Below are 22977 nucleotides of genomic sequence, written 5' to 3' on the forward strand. Positions count from 1 at the left end.
ACTGCGCTCAGCATGACAAACTTCGGCATGACAAACTACTGCACTTTCACCTTCACCCAAACCATCCGGTGGTCCGAGCTCGACTCCCGCTTCTCCACCAGATCCGCCATCGGCTCGCCTTTGGCCGGCCAGAAAACACCGCTATCAATCACCTGAAAACCTTTCCTCGAAGGCAGCACGTAATCCGCGCGCATGCGCCAGAATGCTGTGTGGTTTTTGGCAAAAGCATTTGACGCGCTATGTTCCGCGCCGCCTTTGCTGGCTGGCGCCAGTTCACTATTTACTTTCGGGCTGGCCAGAAGTGACTTAATGCCTTCTGAAATCGCATTTCCTTCGTCCGGTGACGCATTCTGGTCACCCAGAATGACGAAGCGGGAATCCGGTTTCAAGCCGCCGTATTTTCCTTTATCGTCATAAATGTAAGCAGCGTCGCTATCGCTGATATAGTCTTTCCAAAACCTGATCTCGTCGTGGTTGCGTTTTCCGTTCCGGTCTTCCGCGCCGTCGAAACTGGGCGGGGTAGGGTGGCTTGCCAGAAAGTGAATTACATTGTTTCCCACTTTCACAGGGATATCCCAATGTGATTTAGACGACAGTGGAAATTGCTTCCAGGCATCCGGCTCATACCAGTCGCTGCCGTCGGCATTGGTTACCTTCAAAGCGCCGGGCATATCTTTCCACTTGAAATGCTGGAAAGTGCGCACATCTTTCGTCTCGATCGGATACCTCGACAGCAGTACCATACCGTACTGACCGGGAAAATTTCCAAAGCCCCACGCATCATTGCCCAGGTTCTCTTTCTTCCCATCACGGTTCAGGTCGTATGGACTTGGCTGGCCGGTGTTGACGGTCGAATAATAGTAGTAGGGATAATCGATTCCTTTCAAACCATTACTGTCCTCTTTTAAATAAGCCTTCACAAATTGCAGGATGCCGGCTTTCGGGTCCGCGATGTAATCAAATTCATTTAGCAAAATCACATCCGGCCGCACCGTTTTGACAATGCTCGCAATGTTCTTAATCTGCTGATTTTGCCCCGACGCCAATTCCTTGATCAGGATCTTCTCAGAGTTTCCCGGCGTGCCTCTCGGCATATAATTCTCGGCTTCCATGCTCACATTGTAGGTGGCAAAGGTGAGTTCAGTTTTTGAAAATGTGGGTGCAGAGCAGAGCATCAGGCCAAATAGGAGTAACTTTTTCATTTTAAATTAAAATGTTGATGTGGACTTGAATGATAAAAATAATAGTAATGCTGTAAATAAAAAGAGCCGCCCCCGTACGGAAGCAGCTCTTTTATCAATTGGTGTCACACATTTCAGTGAAAGAAGTCTTTCATTTTATCAAAAAATCCCTTCTCATTTTTTCCCGGCTTGGGCTGAAAATTAGGGGAGTTACGAAGCGATTCCAGCGTCTGGCGCTCATCGGATGAAAGTTGCTGCGGTGTCCATACATTGATATGTACCAGCTGGTCGCCTTTTCCATATCCGTTCAGGTCTTTGATGCCTTTTCCTTTCAGACGAAGAATTTTGCCCGCCTGAGTTCCTGAGTCGACGGTAATTCTTGCTTTTCCATCAATAGTCGGGATTTCCACCGAAGTGCCCAGTGCCGCGTCGATAAAGCTTAAATGCATATCAAAAACCACATTATTACCGTCGCGTTTCAGGTTTGCATCTTCCTCTTCCTCGATCACGATCAGCAGATCGCCGGCTACACCGCCGCGCGCAGGTACATTTCCTTTGCCCGACATAGAAAGCTGCATACCTTCGGCCACCCCGCCCGGAATGTTCAATGTGATCAGGTCGTCCTGCAGCAAACGTCCTTCGCCTGCGCAGGAGTCGCAGCGCTCGCTGATGATCTTGCCGTCACCGTTACAGGTAGGGCAGGTGCTGGTAGAAACCATCTGGCCGAGCATCGTGCTCACCACTTTCCGGACCTGGCCGGTACCATTACATGAATTACAGTTGGTCAGCGAAGTCCCGTTTTTTGCGCCATTTCCGCCGCAGGTATTACAGGTTACATGCCTTTTGACCTTAATTTTTTTCTCAACACCATTCGCGACTTCTTCCAGGTTCAGTTTCAGCTTGATCCGCAGATCCGAACCTTTCCGTACCCGGCGACCGCCGCCACCGCCCGCGCGACCAAAAATGTCGCCAAACGGGCTGCTATCGCCAAAAATATCTCCAAACTGGGAGAAAATATCGTCCATCGAAAATCCGCCGCCGAAACCGCCCGCACCGGCACCCGCGCCGCCGACACCCGCATGACCGTACTGGTCATACCGCGCACGCTTGTTATCGTCGCTGAGGATACTGTAAGCCTCCGCAGCTTCCTTAAACTTGTCTTCCGCAGTCGGATCGTCCGGGTTTTTATCCGGGTGAAACTTGATGGCCAGCTTGCGATAGGCTTTCTTAATGTCGTCGGCAGCCGCTCCACGGTCCACGCCCAGTACCTCGTAATAATCTCTTTTCTTTGCCATTTTAAATTGCTGGTGGTTCCTGTAAGGAGGTTAACGTTTTTAAGAGCCTACGATCACTTTGGCGTAGCGAATCACTTTATCATTCAAATAATAACCTTTTTCGATCTCGTCGATCACTTTTCCTTTCAATTCTTCACTCGGCGCAGGGAACTGGGCGATGGATTCGTGGATCTCGGCATCAAAAGTTTCGCCTTTCGATTCCATCGGTTTCAGGCCTTTTGATTCAAGTGCCTTGTATAATTTGTTGTAAATCAGATCGACGCCCTCTTTTAATGCATCGATTTCAGTTGAAGAATCAAAGGATACCTTCGCGCGCTCGAAATCGTCCACGATCGGGAGAATGAGCTTTACCATATCCGCACTGGCACCGGAAATCATTTCCAGCTTTTCTTTCGCAGTACGTCTTCTGAAATTTTCGAAATCGGCATACAGGCGCAGATACTTGTCCTTTAACTCGGCGATTTCGCTTTTGGCGCTTTCCAGTGGATCAACCGAAGGCGTTTCTTTGATTTCCTGGCCCGCATTATCCATCGGTACAGAATTCGTTTCGCCATTTTCCCCGTTTTCCGGGCTGTCAGCTTCCAAAGGTTCTTTGTCCTCGTTCATTACGTAATTTTTGTCTTGATCTATGTTGAATTCCTGATTTTCCGGCATGACGCTTTATCAATAATGTAACTTTTACAATGACCACATTGGTTCAAAATTATTTTGCCAGTGCTAAAATACTGACAAGATGGCATTTTATAATCAATTAGTAACTTTGTAAAATGACCACGGAAGATATAGTCAGGCAGGAAAGAAGTCAGTTCATCAAAGCGAAGGCCCTCGAAAACGGGTTTGATTTCTGTGGTATATCCAAAGCGGAGTTCCTGGAACAGGAGGCGCCGCGCCTCGAAAACTGGCTCAACAAGCACCACCACGGCGCGATGGGCTACATGGCCAACCATTTTGATAAAAGACTTGATCCCCGCAAGCTGGTCGATGGCGCGAAAAGTGTCATCTCGGTTTTGCTCAATTATTATCCTGAAAAAAGACTTCCCGAAGGCCCCGACGACCTGAAAGTTTCCAAGTATGCGTACGGCACGGACTATCATTATATATTAAAGGAAAAGCTGGGTGCAATGCTGCTGGCGATCCAGGAAGAGATCGGGGAGGTGAGCGGGCGGATTTTTGTGGACTCGGCGCCGGTGATGGACAAAGTCTGGGCAGCGAAAAGCGGCCTGGGCTGGATCGGCAAACATTCCAACCTGCTCAACCGCGATATGGGCAGCTTCTTCTTTATCGGGGAAATCATCTGCGACCTGGAACTCGCCCCCGACAGCGCCGTGGGCGATTATTGCGGTACCTGCACACGCTGCATCGATGCCTGCCCGACCGACGCGATCACCGAAGCGTTTGTGGTTGACGGAAGTAAATGCATCAGTTACTACACCATTGAACTGAAAGACGCAATCCCCGAAGAAGCGCAGGGAAAAATGGGTAATTGGATTTTCGGCTGTGATATCTGCCAGGATGTGTGTCCATGGAACCGCTTTTCAAAACCGCATACCACGCCGGAGTTCAATCTTCCGGAAGGTCTGGCAGGATTTTCAAGCACTGACTGGCAGGAAATTACGGAAGAAGTTTTCCGTGAAGTGTTCCGCCGCTCCCCCCTTAAAAGGACCAAATTCGACGGCTTGAAGCGCAATATCGAATTTGTTATATCGTCTAAATAAAAAGCACAATTCAGTTATAACCTTTATATTTGGATTCGGGAGTTCCTTTCGATGACTGAATAAAAAGACTCGTAGTATGAGAAAACAATCTGTCAATCTTTGGGCGGTGCTGGTGTGCGTAGTAATAGGGCAAGTGGTTCCGGCTTTGTGGTATAGTGCTTTTTCGGAACAGTGGATGGCTTTAAACGGTTTCACCACGGAGCAGATGAAAGGGGCTACAAGTCCCGTCCCTTACCTGGCAAGTATTGTTTCTTCTTCCTTTATGGCCTACACCATGGCCTGGGTTTTTACCAAGATCCCCGTTAAATCCCTGCTCGCCGGTTTTCTCACCGGACTGCTTTTCGGAGTTGTTTTCGTGCTATTCGAGTTGATTGTGAAGGATATGTTCTCTTTACGTCCGCTCATGCTTTCCATGATTGATGGTGGCGTCAGCGTCATTATCTACGCCATAACCGGCGCTATACTGGGTGTCTGGCGCAAGTACGAGTAACTGTCGGTTCTGTCGCTCCCCTGAATTAATCTTATTTTAATGCTACTTCCCTGCAATGCGGCACGGCTGCATTGTAGCCTGCTCTGTACGATAATTTCAATTTTTTCTTGGCTCGATATAACTTTCGAGATTTGCGGGCAATTTTGCCGATACAGAAGAATCTTAAACAGTGTCTTCGAGCACGCAGAAAATATATTCGGTTCTGATAAATGTATTAGAGACATATAATATTTCTTGTGTAGTTGGTAACTGGACTTTTACTACTTCTTCCTAGTGGTAATTCGGAATATTAGTTTAGTACAATTAAATTTTACCAAATAAATTGCGTGTGTTGTTATTTAGTTATAAATTTCCTCGAATTTAAATTAAGCCAAATTAACCTATGAAAAACAGTGTACTCTACTTGCTGCTAACTTTCCTCGTAGTAGCAATTTTTGTTTCACCAGCCCAGGCCCAGGACAGGCAGATTACGGGTAAGGTGAGCGATGAGAATGGGGCGGGGTTGCCAGGAACGAACGTGCTCGTTAAAGGAACTACAAGAGGTACCAATACAGATGCGGATGGTAACTTCTCCATCAGTGTTGCCAGCTCTGGTGCTACGCTGATCATCTCTTCGGTTGGGTATCTTGCAAAAGAGATCGCAGTGACCGGCGCCATGACCAATGTCAATGTGAGCCTCGAACCGGACGTAAGAAATCTGGGAGAAGTAGTGGTAACCGCGCTTGGTATCGAAAGAAGTGCCAAATCGCTGACCTACGCTACCCAGAAAATCGACGGAAAGCAATTGACGGATGTGCGTGACGCGAACTTTGTGAACACGCTTTCGGGTAAAGTAGCCGGTATCGTGGTAACCCAGGGTTCCTCAGGTCCGGGATCTGCTACCCGCGTGGTTTTGCGCGGTAATCGTTCTATTAGCGGAAATAACAATGCCTTGTTTGTGGTTGATGGTGTGCCCATCGATAACACGGTACAAGGTCAGGTTGGAAACGATTTTGGTGGAACAAACGGTAGTGACGGTGCGTCCAACATTAACCCGGACGATATCGAGTCCATGAACGTGTTGAAAGGTGCTGCGGCATCTGCTCTTTATGGTAGCCGTGCGGCAAACGGTGTTGTGATGATCACCACGAAAAAAGGTAAAGCTGGCGCAGTAACTGCCAATATTAACTCCGGCGTGGTGGTTGAAAATCCATTTTTGCTTCCAAAATTCCAGAATACTTACGGACAGGGTGCAGGCGGAACTGCTTCCAATTCTTACGGTAGCTGGGGACCTGCCACAACTACATTCCCGAACAATGTGAAAGATTTCTTCCGTACCGGGGTTTCTACCAACAATTCCTTCGGTATTTCAGCGGGAACGGATAAAGTTCAGACGTATACTTCTTATGCTTATAATGATGTACAGGGTATTATTCCAAATAACAGCCTGGCACGTCACACATTCAACGTGCGCATTGGTACACAGCTGACCAAGAAGTTTTCTACTGATGCAAAAATCACTTACGTAAACCAGGATATTAAAAACAAGCCTAAATCCGGTGAGGAAAGCGGTTTGGTGATGAATGTTTACAAAGTGCCAAGAAGTGTTGATTTGAACACTTACAAAAAATACGAAGATGAAAACGGCGAGCCGACTTACTGGACTTCTTCTTCTATCTATATGAACCCTTACTGGACGATGAACAAAACATCGGACGATGAGAAACGTAACCGTATCACTGCGCTGGGTTCTGCCAAATACAACCTGACCGACTGGCTGAATGTACAAGGCCGTATCAGCTACGACCGCTACGACGACCGCGTAAACAGAGCCTGGTCTAACCGTACATTGCTTTTCGCTGGCCCGGGTGGTTCTTACCAGGATTATTCGGTAGCGATTCTTGAAAAAAACCTGGATTTGATCGTTTCGGGTAACAACAACTTTGGAAAAGATTTTGCACTTACCTACAACTTTGGTGCAGGTCAAACTTACAAACGTTACTCGCAGGTAGGTGGTAATGCAAACGGATTGCTGGTACCTAACAAATTTGACCTTTCGTTTGCGTCATCCTTGTCGCAGATCGCCAATTTCAGTGAAAAAGAATTGCACTACGTATTTGGTACGGCATCTTTGTCCTACAAGGATTTCTTGACAGTGGATGCAGCAGCCAGAAATGACTGGTCGTCCACATTGCCTAAGCCTTACTCGTTTTTCTATCCATCATTTGGTGCAAACCTGATCCTTTCAGAGGCGATTCAACTGCCACAGGTGATCAGTTTTGCTAAAATCCGCGGATCGTGGGCGCAGGTAGGTAATGATACCGATCCTTATTTGTTGTCACAAACTTACACCTTTACCCAAGGCGGTACAGGCGGATACATTTACCGTGACCCGACGCAGCCTGCTACCAATTTGAAACCGGAAATTTCTTCTTCTACGGAGATTGGTCTTGACCTGCGTTTATTCAGCGGAAGACTGGGATTGGATGTAACTTATTACAACTCCAACACGGTAAACCAGCTGCTTTCATTGTCTCTGGCACCTGCCTCAGGTTTCTCCCAGCAGTTTATCAATGCGGGTAAAATCAACAACAAAGGTTTTGAAATATCTCTGACTGGCAAAGTGGCAAAAAGCGACGATTTTAGCTGGGATATGACATTGAACCTGGCCCGCAACAAGAACAAGATCATCCGTCTTGATCCAAACGTAAAACGTGCATTCCTTGGCGGCGGCTTCGGCCGGACTGCTACACCAGTGGTGGAAGAAGGCGGTTCTTATGGCGATATGATCGCTCAGCGCTGGCAGAGAGATGAGCAGGGAAGATTGGTAGTCACTGCGCCTGATCCATCAGGTAATAATGGAGGAAAGCCGGTCGTTACAGCAGAAAATGAATACATCGGAAACTTCAACCCAAAATTGACTGCCGGTTTGAATAACACATTCAGATATAAGCGTTTTACTGCAAGCTTCCTGATCGACGGCCGCTTTGGTGGCGTGATGACTTCCGGAACAGCAGCTAACCTGGCATTTGACGGAACAGGTGATTTCACCACCGATCACCGCGAAGGCGGTTGGGTATTGCCAGGCGTCACTCCTTCGGGAGAGGCCAACAGCTCGCCGATCAATGCTGAAAGTTTCTGGACCACAGTATCCGGCGGTCGTTATTCTTGGGGTGAATTCTTCACTTATTCTGCTACTAACGTTCGTTTGAGAGAGCTTTCAGTTGGTTTCGATATTCCTACCGGCAGTGGTTTCTTTATCAAAAATGCCAGGATATCTTTTGTAGCGCGTAACCTGTTCTTCATTTACAGAGGTTCGTCAACACTGGACATTCCGGGAGTGAAAAAACGCAAGCTGCCATTTGACCCGGATGTGAACCTCGGTGCGGGTAACTTCCAGGGAATTGAATATGGTAACCTTCCTTCCACGAGGACTATGGGGTTGAACCTGAAACTTGGATTCTAGTAAAAACCACTTCTTTCGATAAATAAAAAATGAGCATTATCAATAAATATAGAAAACTTGCATTTGCGGGTATGGTACTTGGCTCTGCGGCTCTCATGCAGGCTTGTACGGGCGACTTTGAGGAGATGAATACGAGTAAGACAAAGCTTACTTCCCTGTCAGAAGATGAACTTCCGTTCCTTTTCTCACGTGCGGAGCAGCAGGCATCTTACCAGAGCGGTACTTACCAGATTGCGCAAAACCTCTTCGCGGATCTTTACGCGCAATATTTTGCTACGTCGGCTACGTATTTTCCTTCCGACCGCTACGTGATGCGTTACGACTGGCTGACCGGCCACTGGAACCCAATTTACACCCAGGTGGTGCCTCAGCTGAAAACGCTTTTCGAACAGACAGAACCAACTTCTGCCGAATACGCGCTGGCTAACATTATGTGGGTATTCTCATTCCACCGGTTGACGGATTACTATGGTCCGGTGCCTTATTTTGACGCGGGTGTTCCGGCGATCAGTGTGAAATACGATGCGCAGGCAGACATTTACAAAGATTTCTTTGTACGTCTGGACGCAGCGACCAGTGCTTTGAAAGCCAATGCTGCTGCAAAACCTTACGGTACATTTGACCTGATTTACGGAGGCGATGTGGCTAAATGGATCAAATTTGCGAATACCCTGCGCCTTCGTCTGGCACTGCGGATTTCGAAAGTAGATCCGGCAGAAGCTAAAAAACAAGCTGAGGCTGCGTATGCAGGCGGTGTAATGACCGATGTTGCGGACGATGCTTACATGATCAAAAAGCTGGTAGGTGATGACGCAAACGGATTGAGCCGGATCGCGGTCTGGAACGAGTTCCGGATGAGCGCATCGATGGAGTCTGTACTGAAAGGTTATGGTGATCCACGGATCGGCGTTTACTTCCAGCCTGCAACCACCACCAAAGCTTACGATGGTTTGCGCAACGGATTAACACCTGCGCAGCTTGCACTTCCCAAAAACCTCAACGATGCCAACTCCAATGTTGGAACGCGCTGGGTAACCGGATCGGGCGCTGCCTGGAATACCAATTTCGAAACACCGCAGGATATCATGCACACTGCCGAAGCGTACTTCCTGCGCGCAGAAGGTGCATTAAACGGCTGGAACATGGGTGGCACTCCAAAAGAGTTGTACGAAAAAGGAATTACCGCGTCTATGGCGCAGTGGGGCGTAACCGGCGCAGCAGTAACTGCTTACATCAACAGTTCTGCCAAGCCAGTAGCTCCGGGTGATCAGCTGAATTCAGCTCCGCTTTCCGACGTTTCCATCAAGTGGGAAGATGGTGCTACCGATGCGGTGAAACGCGAAAAAATCGGTACGCAAAAATGGCTGGGATTGTACCCGGATGGAATGGAAGCATGGGCTGAATACCGCAGAACACGTTTTCCTAAACTATACCCTGTCGTAAACTCTGAAAACCCGGATGTTCCTGTGGGCTCAGTTTTGAGAAGGATTCCATTTATTACTGCTGAAAAAGAAACCAACAAGCAGGCTGTGGAAGATGCAGTGAAACTACTGGGTGGTCCTGATAAAGCCAGCACGCCGCTGTGGTGGGATAAAAACTAACCGATGCCAAATGCATGACAAGTGAGCAAAAGGCAGGCATTGTGCCTGCCTTTTTGTTATTCAAAGGATTCTCTTCTTTTTTGTAAAATACCAGTACCCTTTTTTGAAATGAAAAATAGCCGCCTGTTTATCCTTCTTCTTCTTTTTCTTGCCTCCTGTAAGTCGGACGATAAGCTTTTTACCTTGCTTGGGTCGGGTGAGACCGGGATCAAGTTTAATAATTATATCGAAGAAGATGCGACGAGCAATGTGCTCGAATACGGCTATTTCTATAATGGCGGCGGAATTGCGGCGGCGGATTTTAATAATGATGGCCTGGTAGACCTGTACTTCACCGGTAACATGGTGGCCAACAAGCTATACCTCAACAAAGGTGAAATGGAATTTGAGGATGTTTCCGAAAAGTCGGGAGCAGCTTTGAATGAAGGCTGGAAAACCGGCGTGTCGATTGTGGATATCAATGATGACGGCTGGATCGACATTTACGTATGCCGCGCAGGTGCCCAGGACCCGAAACTGAGAAGTAAGTTGCTGTATGTCAATAATGGTAAGACTGCCGACGGCATCCCCACATTCACGGAAAGAGCCGCCGAATATGGTCTCGACGACCGCTCCTATACCACACAAGCTGTATTTTTCGATTACGACCGCGACGGCGATACCGACTGTTTTTTACTCAATCACTCCATCCAGAAATACGCTGGTTTCAGCAACCTGCTGGGTAATTACCGCCAGGAGCGCAATGATGCTTATGGCAATAAGCTGCTGCGGAATGATGGCGGGAAGTTCACCAATGCCACCGATTCGTCGGGCATTGTTTCCAATGTGCTGAGCTTTGGTCTGGGAGTTAACATTCATGATTTTAACAATGATGGCTGGCAGGATATCTATATTTCCAATGATTATAATGAAAATGATTACCTGTACCTCAACCAGCAAAACGGAAAATTTAAAGAGGTGATCCGCGAAGCGACGGGCCATGTTTCACTGTACTCGATGGGTACCGATGCGGCTGACTTGAACAATGATGGACTCGCCGATATATTAACATTAGATATGCTCCCGGCGTCCAACGAACGTATTAAGCTCACCGCCGGGGATGATAATTATGATAAATACCAGCAGTTGCTGCGCGCCGGTTTCCACGACCAGACGATGCGGAATATGCTGCAAATGAACAATGGTGTGAATGCAAATGGTGTCCCGGTTTTCAGTGAAATCGGGCAGCTGGCGGGGGTATCCAATACCGATTGGAGCTGGGCAGCATTGATGGCCGATTTCGATAATGATGGCTGGAAAGACATTTTCATTTCCAACGGATATGCCCGGGATTATACCAATATGGAGTTTTTGAAATACTCCACCGATGTGCAGGTAAAAGCAGGGCAGGGAGGTAAAGCGCCAGATCAGATGGATATTATTAAGGAGATGCCGCCGATCAACGAGCCGGATTATATTTTTCAAAACCAGAAAAACCTGACTTTTGCCAAAAAGATCGAGGACTGGGGATTTTCGAAAAACAACCAGTCGAACGGTGCGATCTACGCCGACCTGGACAATGATGGTGACCTGGACCTGGTGACCAGCAATGTGAATGAAAAAGCGTCGGTGTACCGGAATAATGCGGAAACCAAGCTGACCAACAAATTTCAGAAAATCAAGCTCGAATCCCCGAAATATGCTTTCCTGGCGGGTACCAAAGTGGATTTGTACTCCGACTCGCTTTTTCAGACGCAGACATTCATTCCGGTACGGGGCTTCCAGTCGTCGCAGTGGGATCTTATGCATTTCGGGCTGGGGAATGATCGGAACATTGATTCGCTGGTGGTAACCTGGGCCGACGGAAACCGGCAGGTACTGCACAAACCTGCGACCGGCAAACCCATAACATTGAAATACACCGACGCGAAAAAAGGTGGGTTGTTGCCGGAAAAACCAAAGTCACAAATGTGGCAGCCGGCCAGTCTGATCGACTTTACGCACGCGGAAGATGCCCGCAATGATTTCCGTATCCAAACATTACTTCCGTCGATGCTGTCGTTTCAGGGCCCACATTTCGCGCAGAAAGATTTGAACAAGGATGGCGTGGATGATTTTTACATTGGCGGCGGCAGGAACCAGGCCGGAACATTGTTTCTAAGCCACGGAAAAGGCTTCCAGAAATTGGCCCAGCCGGCTTTTGAGCAGGACGCGGTTTTTGAAGATGCCGATATGGCGTTTTTGGATGCCGACCAGGATGGAGACGAAGATTTGATCGTCACCAGCATTGGTTATGACCTTTCACCAACCGATCCGCTACTGGCGCCGCGTTTATACATGAACGACAGGGGTACATTTAAAAAAGCGGCGTTTACGAATACCGGACTGAATGCTGCTGCCGTGGCGGTGGCCGATGTGGATAAGGACGGCGATCTGGACATTTTTCTGGGTACCCGTGTCACGCCTCAGCGTTTTCCGGAAAGTGCCGGCGGGGTTTTGCTTTTGAATGATGGAAAAGGCACATTCACTGACCATACCAGCGATATGGCTGCGCAGCTAAAACAGGCTGGAATGATCACAGACGCCACTTTTCAGGATATCAATAAGGATGGTTACCCCGAACTGGTCCTGACGGCTGACTGGAATACGGTGCAAGTTTTTAATAATAACAAAGGAAAATTATCCAATGCAAGCAGCGCCTGGGGTACTGCTGCATTGAACGGTTGCTGGAATGCCATCAAAGCGGCCGATCTGGATGGGGACGGCGATACGGATTTTATCATCGGAAATATGGGCAGCAACTGGCAGTGGAACCTTACTTCGCCGGGCGGATTATCCCTATATGCAGGCGATTTTGACAAGCTGGGCAGGATTGTGCCGGTGATCGGGGTGACGGAAAATGGCAAGGAGTATCCCTACGCCAGCCGCGACGAATTGCTGGATCAGATTCCTTCTTTGAAGAAAAAATACACCAACTATGTACTGTACTCCAAAGCTACATTGCAGGAAATGCTGCCAGAGGAAAAACTGAAAGCTGCGCAGAAATTAGAGGCCAGGGAGTTCAGAAGCGGCATTTTGGAGAATAAGGGCGGTAAGCTGGTTTTTCGTCCACTGCCGGTAGAGGCACAGTTTGCCCCGATTTACGCCATCGACATTTCCGACATAAATGCCGATGGAAAACCGGACCTGATCCTGGGCGGAAACCTGAAACAAACCCGCGTGCGAATGGGCAAAAACGATGCGAACCTTTTGCAGGTTTTCAAAAACAGGGGTGCCTTGCAGTTCGACTACATTCCCCAGACCCAAAGCGGATTTTACGTGACCGGCGACGTGCGTGATATGGCGGTTTTCAAAATGTCGGGGGAAACGTATTTGCTGGGGGCGATGAACAATGCCAATGTGATCGGGTACCGATTGACGCCAGCAGGTAATTAATTTTTGGTTAAAAATAATCGATGCCTCGGGACGCAAAACAGCAGTTCCGGGGCATTTTTATTTTTTAGTCGCCCAAGCCCTCAATCGGCATGCCTCATTTCCAGTGCGTTAAGTGTACTTTCCAGTAGTCAAGAATGGAAAGCATTTCATAAAGATTGAAGAGTTAAAAATTAAAGGAATCTTAAAAATTTAGCTCACTGGTAGGAGTTTATTAAAATTATTTAATTATCAATTAAATTAAGATATTTGTTAAATCCGGGTATTCTTCCAAGGAATATTCGGCTATTACCAAATTTAACCAAATTAATATTTTACTAATTTATTAACCTATGAAAGAAAAGCTACTTGCAGCCTTGGGAAGAGGATTTTTTCCGTTGGGGCTATTTTTGCTTTTTGTCACGCTGCCCAGCTTTGCTCAGGACAGGACAGTGACAGGAATGGTGACAGACGACAAGGATCAGGGCCTGCCCGGAGCTTCCGTCACAATTAAGGGAGCGTCGAAAGGGACTAATGCGGATTCAAACGGAAAGTTTTCGCTTACTGGTGTGAAGGATTCTGACGTGCTGGTTGTCAGCTCGATCGGTTTTACGAAACAGGAAATCCAGGTTGGGAACCGCAGCGTGATCGACGTAAAGATGCTGGCAGATGTAGCCAGCTTACAGGAGGTGACGGTAACCGCTTTGGGTATTAAAAAGGACACCCGGAAACTGGGCTATTCTACCACGACTGTTGAGGCGGTGGCGATTAACCAGGCGCGTGAAACAAACGTGGTTAACTCCCTCCAAGGCCGTGTGGCAGGTTTGAACATCAGCCCGGCGAGCGGTGGTCCTGCTTCTTCGTCAAGGATCAACTTGCGTGGGGTAAGTAACTTCAAAGGCGGTAGCCCCCTGTTCGTAATTAACGGTGTGCCGATGGACAACACTTCCAGAGGTACTTCGGGTGAATGGGGCGGTGCCGACAACGGGGATGGTATCGGTAACGTCAACCCCGACGACATTGAAAGTATGACGGTTTTGAAAGGAGCTAGTGCCGCGGCATTGTATGGAACCCGCGCGGCAAACGGAGTAATCCTGATTACCACAAAAGGCGGTAAACAAAATGGAGGTCTTTCCGTGGAGTTCAACACCAACTCGCAGTTTGACAAGGTAATTGACTACACTGATTTCCAGTACGAGTACGGACAAGGTCAGCAGGGAAAAAGGCCGACAGACGTTAACAGTGCCAAAAACTCCGGTATTTACAGCTGGGGCGAGAAAATGGACGGTCAGCCTTACACCCAGTTTGACGGGAAGCAATATCCTTATTCACCGGTGAAAGATAACTTCGAAAACTTTTACCGTACAGGATCTACATTTACCAATACCGTAGCAGTTTCGGGTGGTGGCGAGAAAAACAGCTTCCGCCTTTCGCTTTCCAATATGAATGCGAATGCAGTATTGAGAAGCAGTGGTGTCAACCGCAAAACAATCAACCTGAGCCTGACGCAGAAAGTAACGGATAAACTGGATGTGAGCGTAATGGGTAACTACATTGACCAGGTGGACCGTAACCGTGCCATGCTGAGTGATGCCCCAATGAATGCCAACTATGGTATCATGTTCCTCGCAACCAGTTTCAACCAGAAAGCATTGATGCCCGGCTATGATCCGATCACCGGCGCAGAAATGACATTCAGCGACGATACCTATAAAACCAACCCGTGGTTTGTAGTTAATCAATATAAAAATGAGATTTCAAGAAAGCGTCTGATTACTGCGATCACCAGCAAGTACCAGTTTGCTGACTGGATCTATCTGCAGGGCCGTATCGGATATGACCTGATCAATGATGGCGGATTTAACATTACGCCCTGGGGAACTGCTTTTTCAAGCAAAGGCGGCGTGGGTAACAGCAAGTCGCAAACCACAGAAATGAACATCGATGGTTTGTTGGGTATCAATAAAACCTTTGGTGATTTCGGTGTGAATGTGGCTTTGGGAGCTAACCTCCGTAAAAACAAAGCAGAAGGTGTGGGTGTTTCGGGTGGTCAGCTGAGCATTCCTTACCTCTATACTTTGTCAAACACATTAACGAAAGGCCAAAGCTACAACTACAATGAAAGACAAGTACAGTCGGGTTACTACACCGCTGACTTTGATTACAAAGGTTTCCTGACATTGTCAACCACTGGTCGCTACGACATTTACTCAACGCTGCCATCGTCTAACCGTGGCATCTTCGCACCTTCGGTTTCCGGTGCGTTTATTTTCTCGGAGCTGATGAATTCGAGCTTCCTGGATTTTGGAAAACTGCGTGCGTCTTATGCCCAAACCAGTGGTGAAGCATTTGATGCGTATCTGACCAGTCAGTATTATTCTCTTGGAAATACCTACAATGGTTTACCACAGGGAGGATTTGGTAACCAGCTGCCGAACATTAACCTGAAACCGTACCGCCTGAAAGAATTTGAGATCGGTTTCGAAACGAAGTTTTTGCACAACAGATTAGGTCTTGACGTGGCTTACTTCAACCGGACTACCAAAGACGAGATCGTAAATGGACCGCTTTCAGTTACAACCGGTTATTCCTCGCAGGTTTTGAACCTGGGTTCTACTAAAAATAGCGGGATTGAGATTTTGCTGACCGGCACGCCAGTCCAGTCGACCTCATTCAAATGGGACATGTCTTTTAACATTACTTCGGTTAAAAACACGATCGCAGACATTGATGGTCTGAATGAAGACGGTACTCCTAAAACTACTGTTTTTGGTTTGGGAACTTACCGTCCTCTGAATGCCAACATTGCTCACGTAAGAGGCTTGCCCGCAGCGCAGATCATGGCTTATGACTACAAGTACAATGCAAACGGTCAAATGATTATCGGAACGGATGGTATCCCTGTACGCGGTGAGTTGAAACCGATGGGTTCTTCGCTTCCAAAAGTGTATGGTGGTTTCAACAACTCATTGAACTACAAAGCATTCACCCTGTCATTTTTGTTTGATTATAAATTTGGCGGAAAAGTGTTGTCAGCAACGAACCACTACTCGATTGTGGACGGTCTAAACAAAATGACGCTGGTAGGACGTGAAACGGGAATCGTGGCGAATGGTGTACTGGAAACAGGTGAGACAAATGCACAGAATGTTTCGGCCCAGACTTACTATTCAAAACTGGTGACCAACATTTCGAAACTAAACGTATTCAGCTCGGATTTTATCAAACTGAGACAAGTGGTTTTGACCTACAACCTGCCTGCCAACTGGTTCAACAACAAGCTGCCATTTGAAGGGATTTCGGTTTCGGCAGTGGGGCGTAACCTGGCTACATTGCTGATGCATACCAAAAACTTTGATCCTGAGGCTGGCTTCTCTTCTAACGTGTCTTACGCTGGAACAGAAGGTTCTCAATATCCTTCCACCCGGACTTACGGATTTACTGTTAACGCAAGATTCAAAAAATAAGAACTATGAAAAGATTATCAATATATGGATTATCCCTTCTCCTGTTTTGCGCAGCAGGCTGTACGGATAAATTCGACGAGATCAATACCGACCCGACGCAGGCTAGTGAGTCTGTATGGGACCCTAATTATTTTCTTCCAAATGCCCAGATGCAGTACATTAACCTGGGTTATGGCAGCATCATTTACCAGAGTTTGGCCACGCAGGTACTTGCTTCTACATTCTATTATTATGGAAATGGCGACAAGTATGTGAATACGCAAAACTCTACCAGCTATCAGGGAAGCATTTTTGGTACTACCTATAGTGTAGGAAGGCTGCTGGCGGAAATGATGCGTTTGACCAAGGATAAAGAGCAGTATGCCAACCTGTACAATGTGGGCCGGATCATGCAGGTGATGAATTTCCAGCAAGGCACCGATACGTACGGCGATTTGCCATATACCGAAGCATTTAAAATCAGGGATGGCGTACAGACTCCGAAATACGATACGCAGCAGTCGATTTACGCGGCTTTGCTGCCTGAGCTCGAATCTGCGATCAACGGACTGGATGCCACAAAGCTGAAACCAACTGGTGACCTTTTCTACGGTGGTGACATTGCAAAATGGAAAAAATTCGGTTACTCGCTGATGCTGCGCGTAGCAATGCGCCTGACAAAGGTTGATCCGGCTACGGCAAAAACCTGGGCAGAAAAAGCGGCTGCGGGAGGTACATTTGCGTCGATCGATGACAATGCAAAGATTGTTGCGGATGCTAACAATGCCAACTCTGCGATTTACGGGGTATATCAGGTAGCGGATGATTACCGGGAGCTTCGTTTCTCGAAAACATTCATTGATGCATTGAAAACAGCTGGCGATCCACGTCTTTCGGCTATTGCGGAAGTTCCTGCTGCGGGTGCGGCTGCCAATGCCAATCAATCATTAGTTGGTAATAATTCGGCTGCAATCCAGATGGGTTTGCCAAATGGTTACGACCTGATCGGCGGGGCTACGGACATCAAAAAAGCACCAGGTTACCCAGGCCCAACAGGTACAGGAAATGACATTGCGCCACTTGGAAATTATTCAAGGCCAAGAATTTCGGTATACCTGAAAAGGAACGGAACATTGTTCGTGCTGACTTATCCTGAAATTGAATTGTTGCTGGCCGAGGCAAAAGCACGCGGCTGGAATGTACCGGGAACAGCTGCCGACCACTATAAAAACGGAATTGTTGGCGGCATGACTACCATGGGCCAGCTCGACGCAACTGCCGACATTTCTGCGGCTACCGCTACGGCATACGCAACTGCCCATCCGCTGACAACAACTTCTTTGGAAGCGTCGCTGAAAGACATAAATACCCAGTACTGGATCGTGACCGGCTCGGAATTCAATTTCATGGAAAACTGGCACAACTGGAGAAGATCGGGTTATCCGCAACTGACTCCTGTAAAATATCCGGGTAATGTAACCGGCGGCACAATTCCGCGCAGGATGATCTACTTATCAACCGAGATCATCAACAACGGAGCCAGCTATAAGGAAGCAGTGAACCGTTTGAACGGTGGTGATTTGCTTACCGGCCGGGTTTGGTGGGATAAATAACATTTAAAAGTAAAGGGGTAAGAAAAGCAAAATTTCTTACCCCTTTCAAATGCGTTTACTAAGTTTTAACTTCAACCAAAAGTTGAAGTTTTTTTGATTTAAAGTAACTCTTCCTGTTTTCAGCCACCGGCATTTGTACCTTGATGAATACCCCAGCGCGCCGTAATTTCCTCTTTTTCCTGATGCTGGCAGTCCAGTTTTCGGCGGTCCGCGCGCAGCAGCCTTTGCTGAAACTGCTTGCCCCCAAGCTCACCGGTATCGGCTTCATCAACCCCATCAATGAAGATGAAACCAAGAATGTGATGTCGTACGAATACTTTTATAATGGCGGCGGCGTAGCGGTAGGGGATATCAACAATGACGGTTTCGACGATCTTTTTTTTACCTCAAACATGGGGCCCAACAAGTTGTACCTGAACCTCGGCGCAGAGGGGCAGCCCATGAAATTTAAAGACATTACATTAACGGCCGGAAAAGGGCTCGAAGGCCGGAAAGGCGGCTGGAAAACCGGCGTCACCATGGCCGATGTAAATGGCGACGGCCTGCTGGACATTCATATCTGCTACTCCGGTAAGGTGCCGGATGAAATGCGGAAAAACCAGCTTTTTATCAACCAGGGAAATGCGAAATTCATCGAGCAGGCGGCATTATATGGTTTAGACGATGTAAGTTACAGCACGCAGGCTGCCTTTTTTGATTATGATAATGATGGTGACCTGGATATGATGCTGTTAAACCACAGCGTGAAGAAAATCGACAACATGGAGCTGGCGAAATTCAAGACGGAAACCGACGCGCTGGCTGGCAACAAGCTTTTTGAAAACCAGAAAAATCATTTTGTAGAGGTAACCCAAAAGGCTGGTATTCACCAGTATCCGCTGACTTTCGGGCTGGGCATCGCGATCGCCGATGTAAACCAGGACGGCTGGGAGGACATTTATGTGACGAATGATTATAACGAATCGGATTATCTCTACATCAACAACCACGACGGCACATTTAAGGATGTGACCCAGCAGTATTTCAGGCACATTGCCCAGTTTTCGATGGGGATCGAGATCGCGGATTTCAACAATGACGGCCTGCCAGACATTATGTCGCTGGATATGTTGCCTGAGGATAATCAGCGACAAAAATTGTTGCAGTTGCAGGAAAATTACGAATCGTTCGAGCTCATGCAGCAGCAAAACCTGCACAAGCAGTACATGCGGAATATGCTGCAACTCAATAATGGCGACGGCACTTTCAGCGAGATCGCACAGATTGCAGGTGTTTCTAATACGGATTGGAGTTGGAGCCCGCTGCTGGCCGATTTTGACAATGATGGTTTCAAAGATCTTTTTATTTCAAATGGTTATCTGAGGGACTATACCAACAAGGATTTTCTAAAATACTGGGGTGATTATAAATTCAAAAGAGCGGTTGATAAAGAACCTTTTCAGCTGATGGATCTGGTGAAAGCGATGCCTTCAACCAAGCTGGTCAACTACATTTTCCGCAACAACCACGATCTCACTTTTACCAAAAAACTGGAAGAATGGGGCATGGCCGAGCCGGCGGTTTCGAGCGGCGCCGTGTATGCCGACCTGGATAATGATGGTGACCTGGACCTGGTGGTCAACAACATTAATGATGTCGCTTTTGTGTACCAGAACATGTCGTCGGAGCAGAAAGCCGGCTCGTGGCTGCAACTGAAATTGAAAGAAAAATCGGGGAACCAGAATAGCGTCGGGGCGAAAGTATATGTGTATAGCCAGGGCAATATGCAGTACCAGGAACTCAATCCCAATCGCGGCTATCTATCATGCACGCCGCTTCGCCTGCATTTCGGTCTTGGGAATGCGGCTTCTGCGGATTCGGTGCGGATTATCTGGCCTGACGGGACGCTGGAAGTGAAAAAGAATGTGAAAGCCGGGCAAGTGCTGACCGTCGAAAAACCGGAAAGAAAAAGCCCGGATAAGATCAAAGCGGCTGAAAAACCGGCGACGGTTTTTACCAAATCTCCCGATATCATTGCATACAAACACGAGGGTTTTAACGAAAATGATTTTAAAAGGCAGCCGCTGATGCTGACCATGTACTCGCAAACCGGCCCGATCGTAGCCCGCGGCGATGTGAATAAAGATGGCTTGCAAGACCTATTCGTGAGCGGCGACCAGAACAAACAAGCTAAAATCTGGCTGCAAAATGCGGACGGTTCTTTCAAGGAAATGCCGGGTTTTGCGATTGGCGACGAGAATGTTTCGGCAGTTTCGTCCGCGGTGTTTTTTGACGCAAACGGGGATGGATTTGATGATCTGTACATTGCCAAAGGCGGCTACTCGCTTTTTGAGCCCAATACCTATTCTTTGCAGGACGAACTTTACCTGAGCGACGGGAAAGGGAATCTGAACCTCTCGGTACTTTCGCTGCCCAACCTGAAAGCCAGCAGTAAGTCCTGCGTCCGGCCTTTTGATTTCGACAAAGATGGCGACCTGGATCTGTTTGTGGGCGGCCGCATCATTCCCGGCCGGTATCCCGAGGCGCCCGCTTCGTTTTTGCTTTTAAATGATGGCAAAGGAAATTACACCATCAAAGAATCGCCGTTTTTTAAAGTGGGTATGGTCACCGACGCACAGTGGGCGGACCTGGATGCGGACGGCAAACCGGAACTGGTGATTGTAGGTGAAATGATGCCGGTGAAAGTTTTCACATTCAACGGAAAGGATTTCGAAGACAAAACCTCGCAGTACTTCAAGGAAGAGGAAGCGGGTTTTTGGTCAGCTTTGAAAATTGACGACCTGGACGGCGACGGAAGACCGGATATCGTAGCCGGAAACCTGGGATTGAATTCTCAGATTAAAGCCTCGAAAGCTGAGCCTGCCGAATTGTTTTTTGCTGATTTTGATAAAAACGGTTCCATCGATCCATTTTTCAATTTTTACGTCCAGGGCAAATCTTACCCTTTCGTGAGCCGCGACGAACTGAATGATCAGATTTACCCGATGCGCAAGAAATTTGCTTTTTATAAAGACTATGCGAATGCTTCGATCAAAGAAGTGTTTTCACAGGCCGAGCTGGATAATGCTACCCGGCTGCATGCCAGTGAATTGCAGACGGTTTTGTTTCTGAATAAAAAAGAGGGAATGCAGAAAGTGGTGCTGCCCGTACAGGCCCAGTTTGCGCCGGTCACCACTATTATGGTCAAAGATTTTGATCAGGATGGGAAAAAGGATTTGCTCTTACTCGGAAATAAAATGGATAACCGCCTGAAACTAGGCAGTATGGATGCCAATTATGGTTGTTTGTTGTCGGGTGATGGAAAAGGAACATTTACTTATCAAAGCCAGACCATTTCGGGATTGTGTGTGATTGGTGATGTAAAATCCACTGCGGAAGTGACCGTCGGGAAGCAGCACTATGTGGTGGTCGGGGCGTTTAATGAGGCGCTGCAATTTTATAAAAATGAGAAGAAGTAATGCGTAAAACAGTGCTCTTCCTAATGTTTTGCTGTCAGGTTTGTTGGGCAGAAGCGAACAAGGATGAATTGAGAAAACATTTGCAGCCTGCCGTTTTTTCGGTCACGATGGTGATGATCCACGACGTGGTGAACCCGCCCGCCGCCTCCCGTTTTTATACTTACTGCCTGATGGGCGCCTACGAAATCGTGGCCCAGAACAACAAGCAGATTACCTCGCCGACGGCTTTTATCGCCAGCATTAAGCCCATCAGCATTGAAACTTCGAAACAATATGATTACCGGATCGCAGCATTGTACTGCATTCTTGAAACCGGTCGGCTGATCCTGCCGTCGGGATCGATGCTGGAAGAAGACCAGAAAAAGCTTATTATTAATTTGTTGCGCGAAGGTCACGCGCAGAAAACGATTGACCTGGCGGTGTCGGTGGCGCAGGAAGTAGCGAAGAAAATCGCCGCGAATGCTGCGACCGACGGCTATCTCAAACTGAGCACGCGGGTGAGATACCGCCCGAAAAAAGGCGATGCCTACTGGTACCCGACACCGCCGGGGTATATTGAAGGCATTGAGCCGCATTGGCGCACGATCCGCCCGATGCTGATTGACACCTGCACGCAATTTCCTCCAAAACCGCCGGTCGAATTCAGTAAGGATACGGCGAGTGAATTTTACAAGCTGACGAAAGAAGTGTATCTGGTCGGTAAAAATCTGACTGAAAAAGAACGGTTTATCGCGTCCTACTGGGATTGTAACCCCTTCGCGATCAACACTTCCGGGCATATGTCGATTGGTTTCAAAAAAATCAGCCCGGGCGGGCACTGGATGAACATTACGGGCATCGCCACTGCCAAAGCGAACCTTGATCTGGACAAAGGCATACTGGTTCACGCGCTCGCCGCGGCAACATTGATGGATTCGTTTATCAGCTGCTGGGACGAAAAGTACCGCAGCAGCCGGGTAAGGCCCGAAACAGTCATCAACCGCTCGATCGACCAAAAATGGACGCCGCTTTTGCAGACCCCGCCTTTCCCCGAATATACCAGCGGGCACAGTGTCATTTCCACGGCAGTTTCCGAGCTGCTAACCTACTTACTAGGCGACAATTTTGCCTTCCGCGACGACACCGAAGTGATTTTCGAACTTCCGACCCGCGATTTCAAATCCTTCCGCCAGGCCGCCGAAGAAGCGGCCATCTCCCGCCTCTACGGCGGCATCCACTACCGCGACGCCATCGTCAACGGCCAGGAACAAGGCAGAGCGATCGGGGAATTTGTAGTTGAAAAATTGAAAAAGAATGGGGTAAAGCCGGTTTTGTGAGAGGAATGGAGGGATATCCCTGTCGAT

Annotated in this window: 12 protein-coding genes; 9 read left to right on the plus strand and 3 right to left on the minus strand. The window is 47.9% G+C overall.

The features are described 5' to 3' along the window. Nucleotides 1-35: 35 nt before the first annotated feature. From FEN17_RS16780 to FEN17_RS16790, 3 genes are all read right to left on the minus strand, one after another. The gene (locus tag FEN17_RS16780; RefSeq protein WP_138366479.1) at nt 36-1202 is read right to left on the minus strand and encodes an endonuclease/exonuclease/phosphatase family protein; all 1167 of its coding nucleotides are present in this window, start codon (nt 1200-1202) and stop codon (nt 36-38) included. A gap of 113 nt (nt 1203-1315) precedes the next feature. Further along, the gene (gene dnaJ, locus FEN17_RS16785) at nt 1316-2476 is read right to left on the minus strand and encodes a molecular chaperone DnaJ (protein ID WP_138366480.1); all 1161 of its coding nucleotides are present in this window, start codon (nt 2474-2476) and stop codon (nt 1316-1318) included. 39 nt (nt 2477-2515) lie between these two features. Next, on the minus strand, nt 2516-3130 hold the full coding sequence (locus FEN17_RS16790) for a nucleotide exchange factor GrpE (protein WP_138366481.1): 615 nt from the start codon (nt 3128-3130) through the stop codon (nt 2516-2518). 113 nt (nt 3131-3243) lie between these two features. Here FEN17_RS16790 and queG point away from each other — a divergent pair, with 113 nt between their 5' ends. The 9 genes from queG to FEN17_RS16835 all read left to right on the plus strand — a co-directional run bounded on the left by queG (nt 3244) and on the right by FEN17_RS16835 (nt 22950). Continuing rightward, nucleotides 3244-4191: a tRNA epoxyqueuosine(34) reductase QueG gene (gene queG / locus FEN17_RS16795; protein ID WP_138366482.1), complete on the plus strand. Its 948-nt coding sequence runs from the start codon at nt 3244-3246 to the stop codon at nt 4189-4191. Between the two features lie 76 nt (nt 4192-4267). Then, on the plus strand, nt 4268-4681 hold the full coding sequence (locus tag FEN17_RS16800; protein WP_138366483.1) for a DUF1761 domain-containing protein: 414 nt from the start codon (nt 4268-4270) through the stop codon (nt 4679-4681). A 382-nt stretch (nt 4682-5063) separates the two neighbouring features. Next, on the plus strand, nt 5064-8126 hold the full coding sequence (locus tag FEN17_RS16805; protein WP_138366484.1) for a SusC/RagA family TonB-linked outer membrane protein: 3063 nt from the start codon (nt 5064-5066) through the stop codon (nt 8124-8126). Nucleotides 8127-8155: 29 nt separating this feature from the next. Next, nucleotides 8156-9727 carry a SusD/RagB family nutrient-binding outer membrane lipoprotein gene (locus tag FEN17_RS16810; protein WP_138366485.1) on the plus strand — a complete coding sequence of 524 codons (1572 nt, stop codon included), beginning with the start codon at nt 8156-8158 and terminating at the stop codon, nt 9725-9727. 108 nt (nt 9728-9835) lie between these two features. Further along, nucleotides 9836-13141, plus strand: a complete 3306-nt coding sequence (locus FEN17_RS16815) for a VCBS repeat-containing protein (protein ID WP_138366486.1) — start codon at nt 9836-9838, stop codon at nt 13139-13141. 329 nt (nt 13142-13470) lie between these two features. Next, nucleotides 13471-16584, plus strand: a complete 3114-nt coding sequence (locus FEN17_RS16820) for a SusC/RagA family TonB-linked outer membrane protein (RefSeq protein ID WP_138366487.1) — start codon at nt 13471-13473, stop codon at nt 16582-16584. A gap of 5 nt (nt 16585-16589) precedes the next feature. Continuing rightward, entirely contained in the window at nt 16590-18176 is a 1587-nt protein-coding gene (locus FEN17_RS16825; RefSeq protein ID WP_138366488.1) for a SusD/RagB family nutrient-binding outer membrane lipoprotein, read from the plus strand. A 143-nt stretch (nt 18177-18319) separates the two neighbouring features. Further along, nucleotides 18320-21634: a VCBS repeat-containing protein gene (locus tag FEN17_RS16830; protein WP_171037936.1), complete on the plus strand. Its 3315-nt coding sequence runs from the start codon at nt 18320-18322 to the stop codon at nt 21632-21634. Beyond that, nucleotides 21634-22950 (plus strand): vanadium-dependent haloperoxidase, encoded by a 1317-nt coding sequence (locus FEN17_RS16835; protein WP_138366489.1) that lies wholly within the window; start codon nt 21634-21636, stop codon nt 22948-22950. The genes FEN17_RS16830 and FEN17_RS16835 overlap by 1 nt, the downstream gene beginning before the upstream one ends. The last annotated feature ends 27 nt before the right edge of the window (nt 22951-22977 follow it).

This window comes from Dyadobacter luticola, from assembly GCF_005860805.1.
In the GTDB taxonomy this organism is placed as follows: domain Bacteria; phylum Bacteroidota; class Bacteroidia; order Cytophagales; family Spirosomataceae; genus Dyadobacter; species Dyadobacter luticola.